The organism is Kitasatospora sp. NPDC001175, assembly GCF_053598215.1.
In genome coordinates, this window is the sequence record NZ_JBSFJU010000050.1 from 1 (window position 1) to 17,990 (window position 17,990).

Here is a 17,990-nt window from a genome sequence, read left to right on the forward strand (position 1 = left end):
CCTTCCCCGGGGTCGTCGCGGTGGGAGCCGTGGACCGGCAGGGCCACGTATGGAACATGTCCGACAAGGGACCCGAGACCACCCTGGTGGCCCCGCCACCGTGCACACAAGTGTGAGGCCCTGGTGATGACTTGGCGCACCGGGACCCCTCGCACCGGCTCCCGTGGATACCGTGCCGCCAGAGCGTGATCGACCACGCTCACCGGGACTGCACTGTGACCACGATCACCTGAAGTCCGTCCCGGATTTCCGTTATCGGACGCCGGCCACCGGATCTCCCAGTGCGACAGGGCAGTACGGACAGGCCGACGGAGAAGGTGGACCACAGGATGGACAGGGACTGCGGCACGGCAACGGTGGTGCAGGCGCAGGCCGGTGACCGGCGCGCCACGGACGAGCTGATCGGCAGCCACCTCCCGCTGGTGTACAACATCGTCGGCCGAGCGCTCTCCGGGCACCCGGACACCGATGACGTGGTCCAGGAGACCATGCTGCACGCCGTGCACGGCCTGCCCTCGCTGCGCGAGCCGGCCAGCTTCCGGTCCTGGCTGGTGGCCATCGCGATGAACCAGATCCGCCGCCGCCACCAGAGCGCCCAGGCGCAGCCGGCCGTTCCGGGCGGGTACGAGCCGGGTGGCTGTGAACCGGCCGATCCCAGCGCGGACTTCGTGGAGCTGACCATCGTCCGGCTCGGCCTCTCGGGCCAGCGCCGCGAGGTCGCGGAGGCCACCCGCTGGCTGGACGAGGACGACCGCGAGCTGCTGTCGCTGTGGTGGCAGGAGGCCGCCGGCCAGCTCACCCGGACCGAGCTGGCCGCCTCGCTGGAGCTGGCGCCGCAGCACGCGGCCGTCCGGGTGCAGCGGATGAAGAACCAGCTGGAGAACGCCCGGATGGTGGTCCGGGCGCTGTCCGCCGTACCGGTCTGCGGGCAGCTCTCCGAGATCACGGCGGGCTGGGACGGGACGCCGGGAACCTTGTGGCGCAAGCGGATCGCCCGACACGTACGGGACTGCGGCTTCTGCGCGCGGCAGCGGGACGGGCTGTTCCCCGCCGAGGGGCTGCTGGCCGGCCTCGCCCTGGTCCCGGTCCCGCACGGGCACCTGATGTCCGGTGCGCTCGCGAACGCCCTCTCGGCGCACGCGCACGCGGCCGGCTCCGCGCACCCGGCCGCGGCCGGCTCCGCCCATGGCTCCGGCCCATCGCACGCCGCGTCCGGTGCCCGCAGGGCGCACCGGCACGCCGCCGGACGGGGACGCCGGGGGCTGCCGAAGGCGGCGTCCTCCCACAAGCTGCTGGTGACCGCGCTGGGTACGGCGGCGGTCACGGCCGCCGCCGCCGGTGTGGTCGCCGCCGCACAGGGGCCGTCGAGCACGGTGACGGCCGACCCGGTCGCCGCCCCGCCGGAGAGCGTCTCGGCGCTCTCGCTGGGCACCGACGCGACGCCGGCCGCCGTACCCTCGTCACCGGCCGCACCGTCCCCCTCGAGTGCTCCGTCCTCCGCGGCGCCCTCCCCGTCCGCCTCGGCCACCCCCTCGCCCAGCGCCTCCGCGACACCGTCGCCGACCCCGACGGCGACCCGGGCCCCGTCGAGCCCGGCCAGCAGCCCGACCGTCCGTGTGGCGCCGACCACCTCCTCGATACAGCAGCAGGTCATCGACCTGGTCAACGCCGAGCGTGCGAAGGCCGGCTGCACGCCGGTCAAGAGCAACTCCAAGCTGCAGACCGCCGCGCAGGGGCACTCCGACGACATGTCGGCCCGCAACTTCTTCGACCACACCAACCCCGACGGTGAGGGTCCGCAGCCCAGGATCGAGGCGGCCGGCTACCGCTGGAGCACCTGGGGCGAGAACATAGCCCGCGGGCAGAGCACGCCGGCCGACGTGATGGACACCTGGATGCACAGCCCGGGCCACCGGGCGAACATCCTCAACTGCGCGTTCACCGAGCTCGGTGTCGGCGTCCACCAGGGCAGCGGCGGCCCCTGGTGGACCCAGGACTTCGGCGCCCCGAGCTAAGACCGGCACTCGAACTCCCCCCGGTCCCAAGGCAAAAGGAGTTGTCGCGGGACCGGGGAAGGCCGAGGATCACGGCCATGGAACACCCCGCCGAGATCATCAGAAACGACCGGGTCGAGCTGCGCCGCTGGCGCGCCGACGACGCCGCGGCCATGGACCGCCTGGTCATCGACGCCCTGCCGCACCTGCTCCCGTGGATGCCCTGGGCCGCCGAGCACGACTTCGCCGCGGTGGCCGACTACACCGCCCGCAGCGAGCAGTGGTGGCTGGACGGCGAGGCGTACAACTTCGCGATCACCACGGATGGTGAGCTGGTCGGCAGTTGCTCACTGATGCGACGGATCGGCCCCGGGGCGCTGGAGATCGGCTACTGGATCCACCAGGGCTGGACGGGCCGGGGACTGGTCACGATGGCCGCCGCCGCACTGGTCCGGGAGGCGTTCGCGCTGCCGGAGGTCGAGCGGCTGGAGATCCACACCGACAGTGCCAACACCGCCAGCATCGCGGTGGCCCGGCGGCTGGGCTTCACCGAGATCTCGCGCAGGCCGTCGCCGGGAGGACCGTGCGCTCCCGCGCGGGCCGGTGTCGATGTGATCTGGGAGCTGCGCCGCTGACGGCCGGCAAAAGCTCCTCCTCCTGGTGACCCTGCCCTCCTCCCGCCGCCGGGCCGGCGGCCGGTGTCACCGGGAGGAGGGACGCGACTTGACCACCAGGTAGGCGCCCTGGCCGATCAGGAGAATGCCGGCCAGTTGGGCCGCGCACCTCACGGGCAGGTGCTCGCTCAGCGGGAGCCGCTGGAGGGTGGCCGAAAAGTTCAGCAGCAGTCCGAGAATTCCGACGACCACTCCGCCCACGAACCTAATCCGCCGAATGCGGTCGATCGCCATTCCGTTCCGGCCTTTCGTCACTTCGCTGTGTTCCGGATCGCGTTGGTACGGCACTGAGTTCCAGCGGTGGTCCGAGCAGGTGCAGCAGGCTGCGGTTGTGCTGGAGCAGCCAGGAGAGATAGGCGGGATTGACCCGGGCCAGGTCGATGTAGGCGGCGCGCAGGTCTGCGTGCAGGGCGTCGGGTGCGCCGGTGGCCAGCGCGCCGGGCCGCCAGATGAGCAGCAGCCGGACGGCGAGCGGGTCGCCGTGCAACGGGCGGACGGCGGTGCCCGGAGCAGCGGCCGAGGTGGGCTGACAGGGGCGTACGGCCTCGCCGGAGGCGACCAGTTCGGCGGCGGTGGCGTGGTCCCTGACCTGCACCACGCGCGGGTCCAGGCCGGCCTCGCGGAAGATCCGGCGCAGGGCCGCGTACTCGTGGTCGGCCGCCGGGTCCACCATCCAGGTGTCCTGGGCGAGGTCGGCGAGGTGCACCACGGGCCGGGCGGCGGCCGGGTGCCGGTCGGAGAGCGCGACGAACCGCGGTTCCCGGGCCACCAGTACGCGGTGTTCGGCGCCCGGCGGGAGGCGGAGCGGGAAGCCCTCGCTCTCGTGCACGAAGGCGAGGTCGAGCTCGTCGTCGGCGACCATGCGCAGCAGGGCGATGGCCGAGATGTCGATGTGGATGGCGGGGTCGACGTCGGCGCAGCGCTCGCGGACCCGGCGCAGCCATCCCGGGACGGCGCGGCTGCCCACGCTGCCGATCCGCAGCCGTTTCCGCTCGCCGCCGGCGGCTTCCTGCCGGGCGGAGGAGACCAGGGCGGCCATCTCGGTGAGGATGGGCCTGGCGCGGGAGAGCACCGAGTGGCCGAGTGCGGTGGGCTGGCTGCCGGTCTGCTCACGGGTGAACAGGGCGCCGCCGATGGTCCGTTCGATCCGGTGCAGCTGGGTGGTGAGGGACGGCTGGGTCATGCCGAGCTGCAGCGCAGCCTTTCGCACACTGCCGGTGTCCGCGATCGCGCAAACCACTCTCAGATGCCTCACGTCCAGTTCCACGACGAGAGCATAACTACTGGTCAGATTATACGCCAGGGACATGCCAGATAGTGAAACGGTTCACCATGGGGTTCCCAAGCCGGAGTATTGGTCCGAGCTATCGCCCATTGACATCATCCGCGAGTTCGACGGGCTGAACCAAGCTCTGTGCAGCACCGGTTCACCCGATGACCACGGCGTTGCCCCACAGCGATCGTGGAACTCGCGAATGGAGTCCCCCACATGAAACTCTCCAAGTTTGCCCTGTCCGCTGCGCTCGGACTCGCGCTGGCGGGCGGCCTCGCCGCCGCCCCCGCCTCCGCGGCGAGTGCCGACACCACGGCACGCCAGGGATACACCGCCTCCTCGTACACCGGCTCGGCCGCGGAGGCCGCCGCCAACAAGGCCTTCTACCAGGCGGTGATGAAGTCCGCGCTGGCCAAGCAGGCGGCACAGCCGTTCCTCAAGGCGGTCGTCGTCACCTACGACCCCAGCAACGCACCGTCCTTCGCGAGCCAGATAGCCTCCAGCGCGCAGATCTGGAACAGCTCGGAGCGCAACATCCAGCTCCGGGCGGGCAGCAACGCCGACTTCAGCTACTACGAGGGCAACGACTCGCGCGGCTCGTACGCCGACACCGACGGCCACGGCCAGGGCTACGTCTTCCTCGACTACAGCCAGGCCCGGCAGTTCAACCCCACCCGGATCGTCGCGCACGAGACCGGGCACGTGCTCGGCCTGCCGGACCACTACTCGGGCCCGTGCAGTGAGCTGATGTCCGGCGGCGGTCCCGGCCCCTCCTGCACCAATCCGTACCCGAACGCCACCGAGAAGCGCCGGGTGGACTCGCTCTGGGCCAACGGCCTGGCGGCGGCGACCCGCTGACGCCACGATCTGTCCGAGCAGCCCGACCCCGCGCGGGGTCGGGCCGTTCGGCCTGCCGTCCGCGACTCGTCAACTCGTCCTTCTCGCGGGCGTGTTCGCGCTGCCGAAGGTCCCACTCACCGCCGGTGGGTACTGCTGACGGTGTCGGCGAAGCTCCGGGCGAGCGGGGTGAGGGCCTCCCAGCGGCGTACCGCCCAGCCCACCGCCAGGCGCGGCAGGTCGGGGATGGGGATGAACCGCAGCGGGCCGGTTCCAGCGTCCTGGAGCTTCTGGTTGGGCAGCGCCGGGACGATGGCGTGTCCGAGGCCGAGCTCGGTCAGCAGGACCGCGGTGTCCCAGTCGGCGACGCTCGGTTCGGGGCTGATCCGGATGCCCAGCTCCGCGAAGGCCGTGTCCAGATGGGCCCTGGCGGAGGAGTTCTCCGGCAACCTGATGTGCCGGATGTCGGCGAGGTCCGCGGCCTCGACCCGGGACCGGCCGGCGAGCGGATCACCGGCCGGTACGGCCAGCACCCAGGGCAGTTCGACCACCGGGTGCTGTTCGATGCCCCGGACCGGAGCACCGATGGTGATCCAGGCGAGGTCGATGTCGTTGGCCGCGAGGGCGGTGAAGCACCTGCGGCTCGAGGTCTCCGTCTGGAACTCCAGGCTCGCCTCGGGATAGCGCCTGCGGAAGGCGACGACGGCCTCCGACATGAAGTGCCGCACGGTGGTCGCGCCCGTCGCCACCCGCACCGATCCGACCTCGCCGCGCGCCAGTTCGTCGATGCGGCGCAGCGCGAGGTCGAGGCCGGCGAGGCCCTCCGCGGCCGCCGCCTGCAGGAGGCGGCCCGCCGGGGTGGGGACGACACCGCGCGGCTGACGCTCCAGCAGGCGGGTACCGGTCTCCCGCTCCAGCCGTTTCACGTGCTGGCTCACCGCGGACTGGGTACAGGAAAGCTCCCGGGCGACGGCACTCAGGCTTCCGCTCTGGCACACCGCCACATAGACACGCAGGTCATCAAGGGTCACTCACCCCAAGTTAGACCTTGGATCAGACGTAGGAAACCCTAGGATTGACTTGGATTCAGGATGTCCCGGATGATCGCCGCAGGGCCCAGGGCGGCAACCCGTCCCGCTCTCCCTCGTCGGTCCGGACCGCGACGGGGAGTCGGACGGGTGTCGACCCGCCGGGCTCCGCGGGAGCCCCGCCCGTCGTCCGTACGTCCGATGGCCACCGCCCAGGGCCGGCGCGGTACTCGACGAGGCGGGCGCCCGGTGGGACTCCCCCGCCCGACACCCGCTACACGCTCCCGAGTCGACCCAGCCTGGAAGGACTTCGGCACAGTGGCTGCTCCGCTCTCCAGTTCAACCTCCCGCTCCGACGGCCTCTCGCCGCGCCCGTGGACCGTCGCGGTGCTCGGCCCGGGAGGTGTCGGCGGCCTGCTGGCCGCCCTGCTCTCCCGGGCCGGTCACCGGGTGGTCTGCGTGGCCGGGGAGACGACCGCTCAGGCCCTTCGGCAGGACGGATTCCGGGTCCGCAGCAGGCAGTTCGGCGACTTCACCACCCACGTCGAGGCGGAGACCAAGCTGCGCGAACCGGTGGACCTGTGCCTGATCGCCGTCAAGCACACCGTCCTTGACGCGGCGCTGGAGCGGATTCCGGCCGGGGTGCTGGGCGACGGCCTGGTGGTGCCGCTGCTCAACGGCATCGAGCATCCGGACGCACTGCGCGAGCGCTACGGCGCGCGTCGGGTGGCCCCGGGTGCGATCCGGGTCGAATCGACCCGCACCGCACCCGGTGTCATCGAGCACGGCAGCCCGTTCACGGAGATCGACCTGGCCGGGGCGCCCGAACTCCTCCGCCCGCTGGCCGCGGTACTGGATGGCGCGGGTGTACGCACCCGAGTGGTCGAGGACGAGACCGCCGCGCTCTGGGCCAAGCTCGCCTTCCTCGCACCCTTCGCCCTGCTCACCACCAGGTACGGGCTGACCGTCGGCGACGTGCGGACCGGGCACCGCGAGGAGCTGGCTGCCCTGGTCGCTGAGGCCGCCGCGGTGAGCGAGGCGTGCGGTGCGCCGGCAGACCCCACGAAGGCCCTGGCGCTCTACGACGCGTTCCCGGCCGGCAGCAAGTCGTCGATGCAGCGCGACGCCGAGGCGGGCCGCCCGCTGGAACTCGACGCAATCGGCGGGGCTTTGCTGCGAGCGGCCGACCGGCACGGCGTCCCCGTGCCGGTCGCCGCCCGGTTGATGGCCGAACTGACGGCCCGTTGAGGGCCTGTTGACGGCCCGTCACCCGGCGGTCCCGTCTCGACCGCATCGGGGCCGACTGGACCGACATGCGTCCCGCCGGTCCGGCCGAGGTCATGGCACGGGCCCGGTGATCCCGTAGTCTCCGAGTCCCGGGCCACCCGCCCGGGCACTCCACTTCCGCACGAGACCGGAACACACCACCGATGTCGACTTATCCCGCCACCGCAACCACCTCCGCACACACCGGCGCCTGGGCCCGCAGCCACACCGCGCGCCCGGCGGCCCGGCTCCGTCTGCTGTGCTTCCACCCGGCGGGCAGCGGCCCGTCCTTCTTCCGGGACTGGCCCACCCTCCTTCCCGAGGACATCGAGATCCTGCCGATCCAGCTGCCGGGGCGTGAATCGCGGTTCGCCGAGCCCCACCTGACGGACTACCGGCAGGCGGTGGAGCAGCTGTACGGCGGTCTACGGCCGTACCTCGACCGCCCGTACGCGCTGTTCGGGCACAGTATGGGCGGCCTGCTCGCGTACGGACTGGCGGCGGCCGCCCGGCGGCACGGCGACCGTACGCCCGCGCGGCTGCTGGTGAGCGGCTGCGGCGGGCCGGGTACCGCGCCCGCGAAGCCGGGCCGGTCCGACTGGTCCGACCAGGAGCTCGTGGCCGACCTCAGGCAGATGGGCGGCACGCCCGAAGCCGTGCTCACCGACCCCGACCTGCTGGGCGTCATCCTGCCGGTGCTGCGCGCCGACTACGCGATCTGCGACTCCTTCCGCCGGCCCGACGGCCCGCTGCTGGACTGCCCGGTCAGCGTGCTCGGCGGGGAGGACGACATCTACTCGATCGACGATCTCCGGCTGTGGTCCGCCGTGACCCGCTCGACCACTTCCGTCCGCACCTTCCCCGGCGGCCACTTCTATCTCAGCGAGGAGTCGGCCGGCCCCCTGCTGGCCGCCGTCAAGGCGGACCTGGCCGACACCGCCTGAGCCTCCCCGCGCCGCCCCCGGCCGGTCGCGACCCGCGTCACGGTCCGCGGCAGCCGCCCGGGCGCCTTGCTCCGGCGCCCGTGCGGCATCCTGGATGCCGTTTCCCGCGGCCTCGGCGGAGCGGGCGGGTCCGCTCGCCGTCCCTCGCGGGGAGCGCGGCGCCCGGACCGTCCGCCGCCGGCCTCCGAGCGGGAACACCGGGGCCGGACGGGCGGTTGTCCGCTCCGGCGAACACCTACCGAAGAGAACACCCGTGAGCCTGTACGACATCCCGCTGCGCACCCTGGACGGGCAGCCCGGCTCGCTGGCCGACCACAAGGCAAGGCGCTGCTCGTTGACAGCACGCCTATGTGGATGGACAGGGCTCTCGGACTGAGACCGCCCGAATCCGGCCCCGGGGCTCCCCGCTATCCCCAGAACGGGTCTCCGTCGGCTCCGTGGGCCAGCAGTTCGGCGAAGGCGGCCACCGTCGGGGCGCTGAACAGACTCCGGACGGTCACGGCGACACCCAGTGCCTCACGGATCCGGGCCACCAGGCGGATCGCGTCGAACGAGTTGCCGCCCAGCCGGAAGAAGTCGTCGTGGATCCCCATGCCGGGTGCGGCGAGCACGTCGGCGAACAAGGAGCAGAGCAGTGCCTCGGTCGCGTCGCGCGGAGCCGTCGGCCCCCCGGTCGGCCGACGCCGGGGCGCCGGCAGCGCCGCCCGGTCGAGCTTGCCGTTGGCCGTCAGGGGAAGCGCGTCGACTATCACGAAGTGGTCCGGCACCATCTGTGGCGGGAGCCGGAGCTCCGCCTCCCGCCGCACGTCCTCGACGTACAGGTCCGGAGCCGACCAGCCCGGCCCCCGGTGCGCCGGTGCGGCGCTCTCTCCGCGACCGGCGGCCGGCCGGCGGCCGCGGACGGCGTAGACGGTGACCAGACCGGTCTCCGAGAGCATCGCCAGCCCGTCGACGGTGACCCGGTACCCCCGCTCCTCCAGATGACCCCGGATCCAGTCGATCCGGCCCGGGGCGTTGTGCGCTTCGATCACCAGCTGGCGGACCAGGCCCCAGTGCTCCTCACGGAGCCCCAGAAGCACCTCGCGTTCGCTCTTCTCCGCATCGATCTTGAGCAGGTCGATCCGCTCCACACCGGTCTCGTCGATGACGTCCGACAGCGTGCGCAGCTCGCAGGTCACGTCGGTGTGTTGCAGCCGCTCGGTGAGCAGACTGTCGAGATCCGCCGCACCGCCCTGCGGGAGGGATTCCCGCATCGGCTGCTCGTTGCGGACGAAGGCCTCCAGGACACCGCGCTCCTCGGCGATGTCACCGAACCGCCCCGACATGATCGAAAGTTGCGGGTAATAGGTGAACGAGGCCGTACCCGCCGCCTCGGCGAGCCCGCACGGGAACAGCCTGGCGTTCGTCGGGCCTCGCGGCCACCACCGCGTCGGCGACCGCGGCGTGCCGGGCCAACGTCGCCTCGATCTCGCCGAGTTCGATGCGCACGCCCCCCACCTTGACCTGGTGGTCGTCGCGACCCAGGTAGTGCAGGACCCCGTCAGGGTCCCGCCGGGCGAGATCCCCGGTACGGTACATCCGGCTGCCGTCAGGGCCGTAGGGATCGGGGACGAAGCGCTCCGCCGTCAGTCCCGGCCGGTTGACGTACCCCCGGGCCAGCTGGACACCCGAGATGTAGAGCTCGCCGCTCACCCCAGGCGCGACCTGGTTCAACTGCCGGTCCAGAACGTGCAGTTGGGTGTTCCACACCGGCACTCCGATCGGCACCGGACCGGGCGGGTCGCCGGGGCCGCAGCGCCAGTAGGACACGTCCACCGCGGCCTCGGTGGGCCCGTAGAGGTTGTGCAGTCCGGCATCCAGGACACGGAAGAACCGTGACCGCAGGTCGGCCGAGAGCGCCTCGCCGCTCGCGAACACCCGGCGCAGCGAATCGCAGCGGGCCGCGGCCGGCTCTTCGAGGAAGAGCCGCAGCATGGACGGGACGAAATGCACGGTCGTGATCCGCTCCGCCCGGATCAGCTCGGCGATCCGGGCGGGATCACGGTGCTCGTCCGGCCCGGCCAGGACGAGGCGCGCGCCGACGCACAGCGGCCAGAAGAACTCCCACACGGAGACGTCGAATCCGGCGGGCGTCTTCTGCAGCACGTGGTCGTCGTGGCCCAGCGGATACTCCGCCTGCATCCAGCGCAGGCGGTTGACGATGGCCTCGTGGGACACGGCCACCCCCTTGGGCCGGCCGGTGGATCCCGAGGTGTAGATGACGTAGGCGGTGTTTGACGGGTGGGGCGAGGGCCACCCGGCCCCGTCTGCCGTGGGCCCGCCCTCCTCCGACATCCGCCGGACGTCCTCGCTGCCGAGCGTCAGCACGGGCCGCGCGTCCTCGGCCATCTCCCGTACCCGCTCGGCGGGCAGCAGCGGGTCGACCGGCAGGTATGCGGCTCCGGCCCTGTGCACGGCGTGGAGGGCGACCAGCAGTTCCACGGATCGCGGCACCGCGACCGCCACGATCGTCTCTGGCCCCGCGCCCTTGGCCACGAGCGACCGCGCCAGCCGGCCCGCCCTGGCATCCAGCTCGGCGTACGTGAGAGATACGTCGGCACAGACGAGCGCGACGGCGTCAGGGGTACGGGCCGCCTGGGCCGCGAACAGATCGGGCAGAGTCTCTGCCGCCATGTCGTGAACCGCGGTGTCGCTCATGACGTCACTTCCCATCGTTGTCGAACTAGCCGTCGGACCGGGACAGGCACCGACGGGACCGAGAAAGATCCATCACCCCGCAGCGGACTCGCAGGGGCGTACGACTTGCCGGGGAATCAGCTCTCGCCGTTCCACGACCGCCACAGCTCGGAGTACGGTCCGCCCGCGCCGACCAACTCATCGTGGGTGCCCAGCTCTACGATGCGGCCGGCCTCCATGACGGCGACGCGGTCGGCGTCGTGTGCGGTCTGCAGCCGGTGGGCGATGGAGATGACCGTGCGGTCCGACCGGACGGAGGCCACTGCCAGCTCCGCCTGCCGTGCCGTTCCCTGGTCAAGCAGTGACGTGGCATCGTCCAGGATCAGGGCGTGCGGGTCCGCCAGCTGCGCCCTGGCCAGGGTGAGCTGTTGGGCCTGGGCGGCCTCCGGTTCGACTCCGCCCGAGCCCAGCGGAGTGTCCAGGCCCTCCGGCAGATCGGCTAGCCGGCCCGCTTCCACCGACCTCAGCGCCGCGAGGACCGGTGCGTCGTTCGTCGTGACGACGCCCCCGGGGCCTCCCCTCTTCTCCCCGGCCTCAGACGACGAGCTCCGCCGCCCGCACCGGGAGGTCGTAGGTGCGCCTGATGCTGGAGCCGCTCCTGCGCAGGTCGGCTCCGTACACGTGGATGGACACGCTGGTGCGATCGGCCGAGTTCCGGACCTCGTGGATGTCACCCGGAGGAACGAGGAAGTCTACCGATCCGGCCTCGTTCGCCGTGACGCCGACGGGGACCAGGTAGGGCTGCTCCTCGTCCGCCACCAGGTGGTAGCGGACCTCCTCCTCGGCCCCGAGGTAGACGCCCGTCACGCACCAGGCGAGGTGGTCGTGAACGGTGGTCCGCTGCCCCGGCAGCCACACCAGCGCGACGACCGAGAACGCACCGTCGGGCTCCACGTACAGGACGTGCTGCCGGTACGACCGCCGGTCCGGCTCCAGCTGATCAGGTGCCAGCAGGCCTTCGCTCCGCAGGTGGGGGGCGAAGGCCCGCGCGACGCGTCGGCCGGTGCGCTCCGGGTCGTCGGTGCCCCCCGCCCGCACCGCCGCGCGGACGTCGGTGACGAGCCGGGCCAGTGGCGACGGGGAGGTCCTGCTCTCGGGGTGTCCACTCACGCGGATCGTCCTTTCTTGCGGTCGGCTACGGAAGGGTTGCCACGGCCGGACGGGAGGCCGGACTGCGCAGGGCCTCGATGTGCGCGGCCAGCGTCTCGACGGTAGGCGCGTCGACCAGGGCACGCACCGGGATGTCCAGCCCGAGTTCGGTCCGCAGCCGGCTGACGACCGCCAGCAGGGAGAACGAATCCCCGCCGACCTCGAAGAAGTTGGCCCGCACGTCCACCACGCCGAGCTTGAGCACCTCCGCCCAGGCCGCCGCGACGGTGCGCTCCGTCTCGGTGCCCGGCGGCGTCACGGCCGGCGGGAGGACCGGAGCCGGTTCGGGCCGGGGAAGCCGCTGGCGGTCCACCTTCCCGGTCGGTGAGAGCGGGATGGCGTCGAGCCACATGAACACGGCCGGCTGCATGACGATGGGCAGCCTCGGGGCGAGGTGGGCCCGCAGCGCAGCGTCGTCGAGCCCGCTGTGCGGCGTGCTGACCACGTGGGCGACCAGCCGCTGGTCGGGTTCCAGGACGACCACGGCGTTCGCCACGTCCGGGTGCCCGCGCAGCACCGATTCGATCTCCTCCAGCTCGACCCGCACACCGCGGATCTTGACCTGGCTGTCGACCCGGCCGAGGAACTCCATCTCCCCGTTGGACAGGCGGCGCACCAGGTCACCCGTGCGGTAGAGACGCCGGCCGGGCCGGGCCGGGTCCGGGGCGAACCGGTCTGCGGTCAGGGCGGGCTGGTTGCGGTAGCCGCGGGCGACGCCGTCGCCGCCGATCCAGAGCTCGCCGGGCACTCCGATGGGCTGCAGGTTCCCCCAGCGGTCGACCACCGCGCACGAGGCGTTGGCGATCAGCTCTCCCAGCGGCATGGAGCTGCGCTCCAGCGGCTCGTCGCCCATGCGGCCGACCAGTGCCGCGCCCGCGGTCTCCGTCGGCCCGTACTCGTTCCAGATCTCGCACCCGGCGGAGACGACCCCGCGGGTCCGCGCCACCAGGTCGGCGTCCAGGTTCTCGCCGCCCATGGACACGTGACGCAGCGTCGGCATCCCGATGCCGGCCTCCGTGATGCCGCGCATCTGGGTCGGCGTCAGGTACACCATGTGGATCGACCGCTCGTTGACGAACCGGGCGGTGGCCCGGCCGTCGGCCTTGATCTCACGGGGCAGCATGACCAGGCAGGCGCCTGCGGTCAGCGCGTGGAACATCTGCTCGACGGACCAGTCGAAGTGGTACGAGAGGTTGTGCACCACGCGGGTGCCGGGCCCGATGGGGCGGGTGTCCTGGGCCCATTGGATCCACGGGGTGATCGCGGTGTGCGGCAGTCCGACGCCCTTGGGCCTGCCGGTGGTCCCGGAGGTGTACATCAGGTACACCAGCTGCGACGGGTGCAGCGCGGGCTCCGGGGCACCGCCCTGCGCGCCGTCCCGCGCGCCGTCCTGCACGGTGCTCACCGCGTCCACGCTCTCCAGGACGGCGGCCGGCAGCTGGTCCCGCAGTTCCGGGGTGGCGACCAGGACCTTCATCCCGCTGTCCGCGACGACGTACGCCATCCGGTCGGCGGGGGCGAGCGGATCGATCGGCACATAGGCGGCCCCGGCCTTGAGGATGCCGAGGATACCGACGATGAGGTCCACCGACGGGTCCGCGCACAGGCCCACCAGATCGTCGGTTCCGATGCCGCGCGCCGTCAGCTCGGAGGCCAACCGGGCGGCCCTGCGGTCGAGTTCGCGGTAGCTGACCAGCTCGTCACCGCTCTCGACCGCGTCCGCGTCCGGGGTCCTGAGCGCCTGCTCCTCGAACAGCCGGTGCAGGAAGAGATCGGTGGGGTACGGACCGCAAGCGGCGGTGGACCACCTCTCGAGCTGACGGCGCTCCTCCTCGGGAAGGATGGTGAACTCGGAGAGGCGCTTGGCGGGAGCGGCCACCGCGTCGGCCGCGAGGACGCTCAGGTGGTCCAGGATGCGCCAGGCCGTGTCCTCGACGAACAGATCGGTGTTGTAGTCGACCGCGAGGCGATAGGCGAACTCGGTCTCGACGACCCGGAACACCAGATCGAACTTGACCGCCTTCAGGTTCAGGCCCAGCTCGACGTCGTTGACGGTGATCCCGGCCAGCTCCGGCGCCGGGACCTCGTGCTGGTACGCCAGCATGACCCGGAACGGCCCCTGCCGAGAGGCACGGTCGGTCGAGATCGCGTTGACCACCCGCTCGTAGGGGACGTCCTGGTGGGCGACGGCCTCCAGCATCCGGCCCCGTACCCGGCCGAGCAGTTCGGTCAGCGTCGGATCGCCGGACAGGTCGCTGCGCACGGCGAGGGTGTTGAGGAAACACCCGAGCATGGACTCGAGTTCCGGCAGGTCACGGTTGGCGCTGGGGATGCCGACCACGATGTCCGTCTGGCCGCTGTACCGGCTGAGCAGCACGTTGAGCAGGGTGAACACCGTCATGAACGGGGTGGCGTTGTGCTCCTTGGACAGCTCGCGAATCCGGCGCGACACCGCCCGGGGCAGTTCGATGTCCACCGACGCCCCTCCGCTCGTGGTGCTCTCCCGGGGCGGCAGGTCCGTCGGAAGGTCCAGGACGGGCAGCGGGCCGCGCAACCGGTCCTTCCAGTAGTCCAGTTGGCGTTCGAGCGCGGCCCCGGTGACCGTGCGCCGCTGCCAGGCGGCGTAGTCGGCGTACTGCACCGGCGGCTTCGCGGCCACCGGGAGCTCGCCGTCGGCGGCGGCCGCGTACAGCTCCAGCAGCTCGGCCATGGCGAGCTCGAAGGAGTACACGTCGGTGATGATGTGGTGCAGGTTGATGAGCAGGACGTGCCACTGCTCGTCGAGCCGGTACAGCTCGACCCGGAGCAGCGGCCCCCGCTCAACGTCGAACGGCCGCTGGGCGGAGTCGAGGAGCAGACCGGCCAGGACCTGCTCCTGCTTCTCCTCCGGCTCGCCCCGGAGGTCGACCACGGTCAGCGGCAGCTCGGCCTCGGCCCGGATCACCTGCTCGGGGACGCCGTCGACGGCCTTGATGGTGGTGCGGAAGACCTCGTGCCGGTCGACCAGCGCCTGGACGGCCCGCCCCAGGGCCGTGACGTCGAGCGGACCCACGAGCTCGTTCGCCACCGGGATGTTGTAGCGGGAGCCCGGCCCCTGGATGTGCTCGTCCACCCACAGCCGCTGCTGGGTGAACGAGGTGGGGGCGTGGAAGACCTCGCCCGAACGCCCCTCGAACGGCTCGATGGTCTGGGCCGCCCCGGGCCCCGTCTCCCGCATCCCCTCGATGGCCGTGGCCAGCTCGGCGAGGGTCTGGGCCTCGAAGAGCGCGCTGAGCGGGATCCGGATGCCCAGTTCCTCGCGCAGCCGGCTGATCGCTCTGGCACCTTGCAGTGAATTGCCGCCGAGTGCGAAGAAGTTGGCGTCCGGACCGGGAATCCCGGTGCGCAGGACAGCCGTCCACACCTCCGAGACGACGTCCATCACGGACCGCTGCGACATGTCGTTTCACCTAATCCATCGATCGAGGTCACGGTTGTTTCGAAGGGCTTCCGGTCAATGAGCGATCTGCCCGGGCACGGCACCGAGCCGCCCGGAGATCTCGGCGAGCACGGCAGGACGGGCGGAGTGCAGGAAGAAGTGGCCGCCGGGGAACATGCGCAGGTCGAAACCGCCGACCGTGAGCTCACCCCAGCCCGGCAGTGCCGCACCGCCCTCGTCCTCGGTCCCGCCGAACGCCGTGACCGGGCAGTTCAGGAGCGGCCCGCCGGTGAACCGGTAGGTCTCGACGACCGCGAGGTCGGCCCGGATCATCGGGAGCAGCAGGTGCATCAGTTCCGGATCGGCCAGCACCGCTTCCGGGGTCGCGGACCAGGAGCGCAGCTTCTCGACGAGCTCCTCGTCCGGCCCCTCGTGGTACGCGGTCGCCTCCCGGGCCTGTGGCGGCACGCATCCCGAGACGAACAGCCGGATCGGTGAACCGGCCTCCATCCGCTGCAAGGAGCAGGTGAGCCTCCAGGCCACCAGGGCGCCCATGCTGTGCCCGAAGAAGGCGAACGGACGGTCCAGGTGCGGGATGACCGCGGGCACCAGGGCATTGAGCACCTCGCCCATCCGGTTGAGCGGTGGTGTGCCCAACCGGTCCTCGCGGCCCGGCAGTTGTACTGCCCACGGCTCGATGTCGGCTGGCAGGGCGGCTGCCCAGCCACGGAACGCCGAGGCGCCGCCGCCGGCGTACGGGATGCAGAACAGCCGCGTGGCCGCCTGCGGCCGGTCGGCGAGCGGCCTGACCATCGCCGTCATCGGCCGGTCCTGCCCGCCATCTCCTGGCGCAGGGTCAGCGGACGCATGTCCGTCCAGACCTCGTCGATGTGCGCGAGGCAGGCCTCCTTCGAGCCCCGCTCCCCCGTCTCCCGCCAACCGGCGGGCAGTTCGCGGCCCTGTGGCCAGACGGAGTACTGCTCCTCGGAGTTGATCACCACGGCGTAGCCGTCGTCGTCACGCTGTCCGTCCATGGGTCCTTCCTTCGGTGAGATGACCGGGTACCGGCTCAGGCTTTCGGCGTCCCGGGCCGGGAGGCCCGCAGGGTCCCCAGCCGACGGCGGCCACCGGGTGTGGTCCGCGCCGCCCGCCGGGCCCGCGCCAGGGGTTCCGACAGGGCGTCCAGCGAGGCTGCCGCGTCGGCGGCGACCAGCCGCAGGACGGCCAGGAAGGCCGACCGGACCTCCTCGGCCTCGGACTTCGCCAGCCGTCGGGAGTTGTAGTTGAGCCGCAGGCTGAGCCGGTCCCCGTCCGGCCGGCCGAACAGGCAGAGGTCGAGCTGCGAGGTCTGCCGGGCCGGCGGCAGGAAGTCCGCGAACTGGAAGGACGTCGAGAAGACCGGGTTCCGGCCGGGCCGGGCCTCGACGTCGAGCTTCTCGAGCAGCAGGGTGAACGGATAACGGCTGTTCGCGTAGGCGCCGATGCTCACGGTCCTGGTCCGGCGCACGACCTCGTCAAATGTGTCGGAGCCCGACATCCTCACCCGGACGGAGACCGGGTTGACGAAGCTGCCGAGCATTCCGTCCAGCTCCTTGGTGTCCCGGCCGGAGAACGGGACGCACACCACGATGTCGTCGTCGGCACTGATGTCCCGCAGCGCGACCGCGTACGCGCTGAGCAACAGGATGTGCGGCGTGACGCGCAGCTGCTTGGCCAGTGCCGCCAGCCCTCCGGCGGTGTCGGCCTCGACGCCGAACTCCAGCGTCTCGTTCGCCACTTCCTCGGCGGGCGCGTCGTGGTCGCCGATGCGCAGCCTCGGCAGCGGGGCGGCCAGCTGGTCGAGCCAGTACGTCTCCATGGCCTTGCTCTGCTCGCTCGACAGCCACTGCTGCCGGCCCCGGACGAAGGCGTCGTACGTGGTCGGGAGCGGGGCCGGCTCCGGCTGACCGCCGGCTGCGAAGGCCCGGTAGGAGAGCAGCAGTTCACGCATGAGGATGCCCATGCTGGTGCCGTCCGAGACGATGTGGTGCAGGTTCACGTAGAGGCAGTGGTGGTCGGCCGCCAGCCGGAAGACCTTGATCCGCACTGGTGGGGTGGCGAGGTCCTCGAAGGCGGTTGCGTTCTCGGCCCGGACGCGCCGGTCCAGTTCGGCCCCGGGGTCGGCCGCGCCGGCCAGGTCGACGAGCGGCACGTCGAGGTCGTACTCGGGCAGGACACGCTGGCGCGGGCCGTCCGGGGTGTCCCGGAAGGACAGCCGCAGCGCCTGGTGACGGTCCACCAGGAGAGCCGCGGCACGGCGCACGGCGGCGATGTCCACCGCCTCGTGCAGGTGCTGCCAGTACGGCAGGTTGGCTTCCGCCCGGCTCTCATCCAACTGGTGCTGGAGCCACAACCCCCTTTGGCCGTTCCACAGTTCGAACCAGACCTGGTCGTCCTCGAAATCGTAGGGGTCTTCCACTTGGCCAGCCAATCTTCAGATCGATGGTTTGCAAAAGGCCCGGGCCGACGAGCCCCATTCGGGGGAACTTGCCACTGCTTCCAAGGAGTTCAACAGGCGCGGGCATCACCCAATAGACGAGCGAATCAATTCACACACCGTGACCCACATATTCTTATGACGCCCTTCGCTCTGTCAATATCCCTATGGATTACCGGATTTCATCGGACGTGC

Annotated in this window: 15 protein-coding genes and 2 pseudogenes; 6 read left to right on the forward strand and 11 right to left on the reverse strand. The window is 71.6% G+C overall.

Going from position 1 to position 17,990, the window contains the following annotated elements:
• Positions 1–329 precede the first annotated feature (329 nt).
• Positions 330–2,015 (forward strand): sigma-70 family RNA polymerase sigma factor, encoded by a 1,686-nt coding sequence (locus ACWDAK_RS28685; protein WP_427395219.1) that lies wholly within the window; start codon positions 330–332, stop codon positions 2,013–2,015.
• 77 nt (positions 2,016–2,092) lie between these two features.
• Positions 2,093–2,629: a GNAT family N-acetyltransferase gene (locus ACWDAK_RS28690; RefSeq protein WP_344636709.1), complete on the forward strand. Its 537-nt coding sequence runs from the start codon at positions 2,093–2,095 to the stop codon at positions 2,627–2,629.
• A gap of 66 nt (positions 2,630–2,695) precedes the next feature.
• On the opposite strand, the gene ACWDAK_RS28695 is transcribed toward ACWDAK_RS28690, so the two are convergent.
• Both ACWDAK_RS28695 and ACWDAK_RS28700 read right to left on the reverse strand, forming a co-directional pair.
• The gene (locus tag ACWDAK_RS28695; protein WP_427395218.1) at positions 2,696–2,860 is read right to left on the reverse strand and encodes a hypothetical protein; all 165 of its coding nucleotides are present in this window, start codon (positions 2,858–2,860) and stop codon (positions 2,696–2,698) included.
• Positions 2,861–2,873: 13 nt separating this feature from the next.
• Entirely contained in the window at positions 2,874–3,923 is a 1,050-nt protein-coding gene (locus ACWDAK_RS28700; RefSeq protein ID WP_425557616.1) for a LysR family transcriptional regulator, read from the reverse strand.
• Between the two features lie 234 nt (positions 3,924–4,157).
• Between ACWDAK_RS28700 and snpA the strand changes: the two genes are divergently transcribed.
• Complete coding sequence (gene snpA / locus ACWDAK_RS28705) at positions 4,158–4,799, forward strand: snapalysin (protein ID WP_344636706.1); 642 nt, start codon at positions 4,158–4,160, stop codon at positions 4,797–4,799.
• A 116-nt stretch (positions 4,800–4,915) separates the two neighbouring features.
• Here snpA and ACWDAK_RS28710 read toward each other — a convergent pair whose 3' ends face one another.
• Positions 4,916–5,809 carry a LysR family transcriptional regulator gene (locus ACWDAK_RS28710; protein WP_344636705.1) on the reverse strand — a complete coding sequence of 298 codons (894 nt, stop codon included), beginning with the start codon at positions 5,807–5,809 and terminating at the stop codon, positions 4,916–4,918.
• A gap of 315 nt (positions 5,810–6,124) precedes the next feature.
• Between ACWDAK_RS28710 and ACWDAK_RS28715 the strand changes: the two genes are divergently transcribed.
• The 3 genes from ACWDAK_RS28715 to ACWDAK_RS28725 all read left to right on the forward strand — a co-directional run bounded on the left by ACWDAK_RS28715 (position 6,125) and on the right by ACWDAK_RS28725 (position 8,392).
• Entirely contained in the window at positions 6,125–7,054 is a 930-nt protein-coding gene (locus ACWDAK_RS28715; RefSeq protein ID WP_427395217.1) for a ketopantoate reductase family protein, read from the forward strand.
• Positions 7,055–7,236: 182 nt separating this feature from the next.
• Positions 7,237–8,016 carry a thioesterase II family protein gene (locus ACWDAK_RS28720; RefSeq protein ID WP_344636703.1) on the forward strand — a complete coding sequence of 260 codons (780 nt, stop codon included), beginning with the start codon at positions 7,237–7,239 and terminating at the stop codon, positions 8,014–8,016.
• 253 nt (positions 8,017–8,269) lie between these two features.
• Positions 8,270–8,392: a hypothetical protein gene (locus ACWDAK_RS28725; RefSeq protein ID WP_344636702.1), complete on the forward strand. Its 123-nt coding sequence runs from the start codon at positions 8,270–8,272 to the stop codon at positions 8,390–8,392.
• Positions 8,393–8,423: 31 nt separating this feature from the next.
• Here ACWDAK_RS28725 and ACWDAK_RS28730 read toward each other — a convergent pair whose 3' ends face one another.
• The 8 genes and pseudogenes from ACWDAK_RS28730 to ACWDAK_RS28765 all read right to left on the reverse strand — a co-directional run bounded on the left by ACWDAK_RS28730 (position 8,424) and on the right by ACWDAK_RS28765 (position 17,777).
• Positions 8,424–9,341 (reverse strand): FkbM family methyltransferase, encoded by a 918-nt coding sequence (locus ACWDAK_RS28730; RefSeq protein ID WP_427395216.1) that lies wholly within the window; start codon positions 9,339–9,341, stop codon positions 8,424–8,426.
• Between the two features lie 79 nt (positions 9,342–9,420).
• A pseudogene (locus tag ACWDAK_RS28735) lies at positions 9,421–10,695 on the reverse strand (amino acid adenylation domain-containing protein); the annotation flags it as partial.
• Between the two features lie 134 nt (positions 10,696–10,829).
• A pseudogene (locus ACWDAK_RS28740) lies at positions 10,830–11,243 on the reverse strand (ABC transporter ATP-binding protein); the annotation flags it as partial.
• A 43-nt stretch (positions 11,244–11,286) separates the two neighbouring features.
• The gene (locus ACWDAK_RS28745) at positions 11,287–11,862 is read right to left on the reverse strand and encodes a cysteine dioxygenase family protein (protein WP_427395215.1); all 576 of its coding nucleotides are present in this window, start codon (positions 11,860–11,862) and stop codon (positions 11,287–11,289) included.
• A gap of 25 nt (positions 11,863–11,887) precedes the next feature.
• Positions 11,888–15,340: a non-ribosomal peptide synthetase gene (locus ACWDAK_RS28750; RefSeq protein WP_427395214.1), complete on the reverse strand. Its 3,453-nt coding sequence runs from the start codon at positions 15,338–15,340 to the stop codon at positions 11,888–11,890.
• Between the two features lie 54 nt (positions 15,341–15,394).
• Positions 15,395–16,141 (reverse strand): thioesterase II family protein, encoded by a 747-nt coding sequence (locus ACWDAK_RS28755; protein ID WP_427395213.1) that lies wholly within the window; start codon positions 16,139–16,141, stop codon positions 15,395–15,397.
• Positions 16,138–16,353, reverse strand: coding sequence for an MbtH family protein (locus ACWDAK_RS28760; RefSeq protein ID WP_427395212.1), 216 nt, complete (start codon positions 16,351–16,353; stop codon positions 16,138–16,140). The genes ACWDAK_RS28755 and ACWDAK_RS28760 overlap by 4 nt, the downstream gene beginning before the upstream one ends.
• 35 nt (positions 16,354–16,388) lie before the next feature.
• Positions 16,389–17,777 (reverse strand): condensation domain-containing protein, encoded by a 1,389-nt coding sequence (locus ACWDAK_RS28765; RefSeq protein WP_427395211.1) that lies wholly within the window; start codon positions 17,775–17,777, stop codon positions 16,389–16,391.
• Positions 17,778–17,990: the final 213 nt, after the last annotated feature.

Bases quoted from the DNA above. Each gene is read 5' to 3' on its own strand.
- ACWDAK_RS28685 (WP_427395219.1), top strand. From the start codon at position 330: ATGGACAGGGACTGCGGCACGGCAACGGTGGTGCAGGCGCAGGCCGGT.
- ACWDAK_RS28690 (WP_344636709.1), top strand. From the start codon at position 2,093: ATGGAACACCCCGCCGAGATCATCAGAAACGACCGGGTCGAGCTGCGC.
- snpA (WP_344636706.1), top strand. From the start codon at position 4,158: ATGAAACTCTCCAAGTTTGCCCTGTCCGCTGCGCTCGGACTCGCGCTG.
- ACWDAK_RS28720 (WP_344636703.1), top strand. From the start codon at position 7,237: ATGTCGACTTATCCCGCCACCGCAACCACCTCCGCACACACCGGCGCC.
- ACWDAK_RS28730 (WP_427395216.1), bottom strand. From the start codon at position 9,341: ATGTCGGGGCGGTTCGGTGACATCGCCGAGGAGCGCGGTGTCCTGGAG.
- ACWDAK_RS28750 (WP_427395214.1), bottom strand. From the start codon at position 15,340: ATGTCGCAGCGGTCCGTGATGGACGTCGTCTCGGAGGTGTGGACGGCT.
- ACWDAK_RS28755 (WP_427395213.1), bottom strand. From the start codon at position 16,141: ATGACGGCGATGGTCAGGCCGCTCGCCGACCGGCCGCAGGCGGCCACG.
- ACWDAK_RS28760 (WP_427395212.1), bottom strand. From the start codon at position 16,353: ATGGACGGACAGCGTGACGACGACGGCTACGCCGTGGTGATCAACTCC.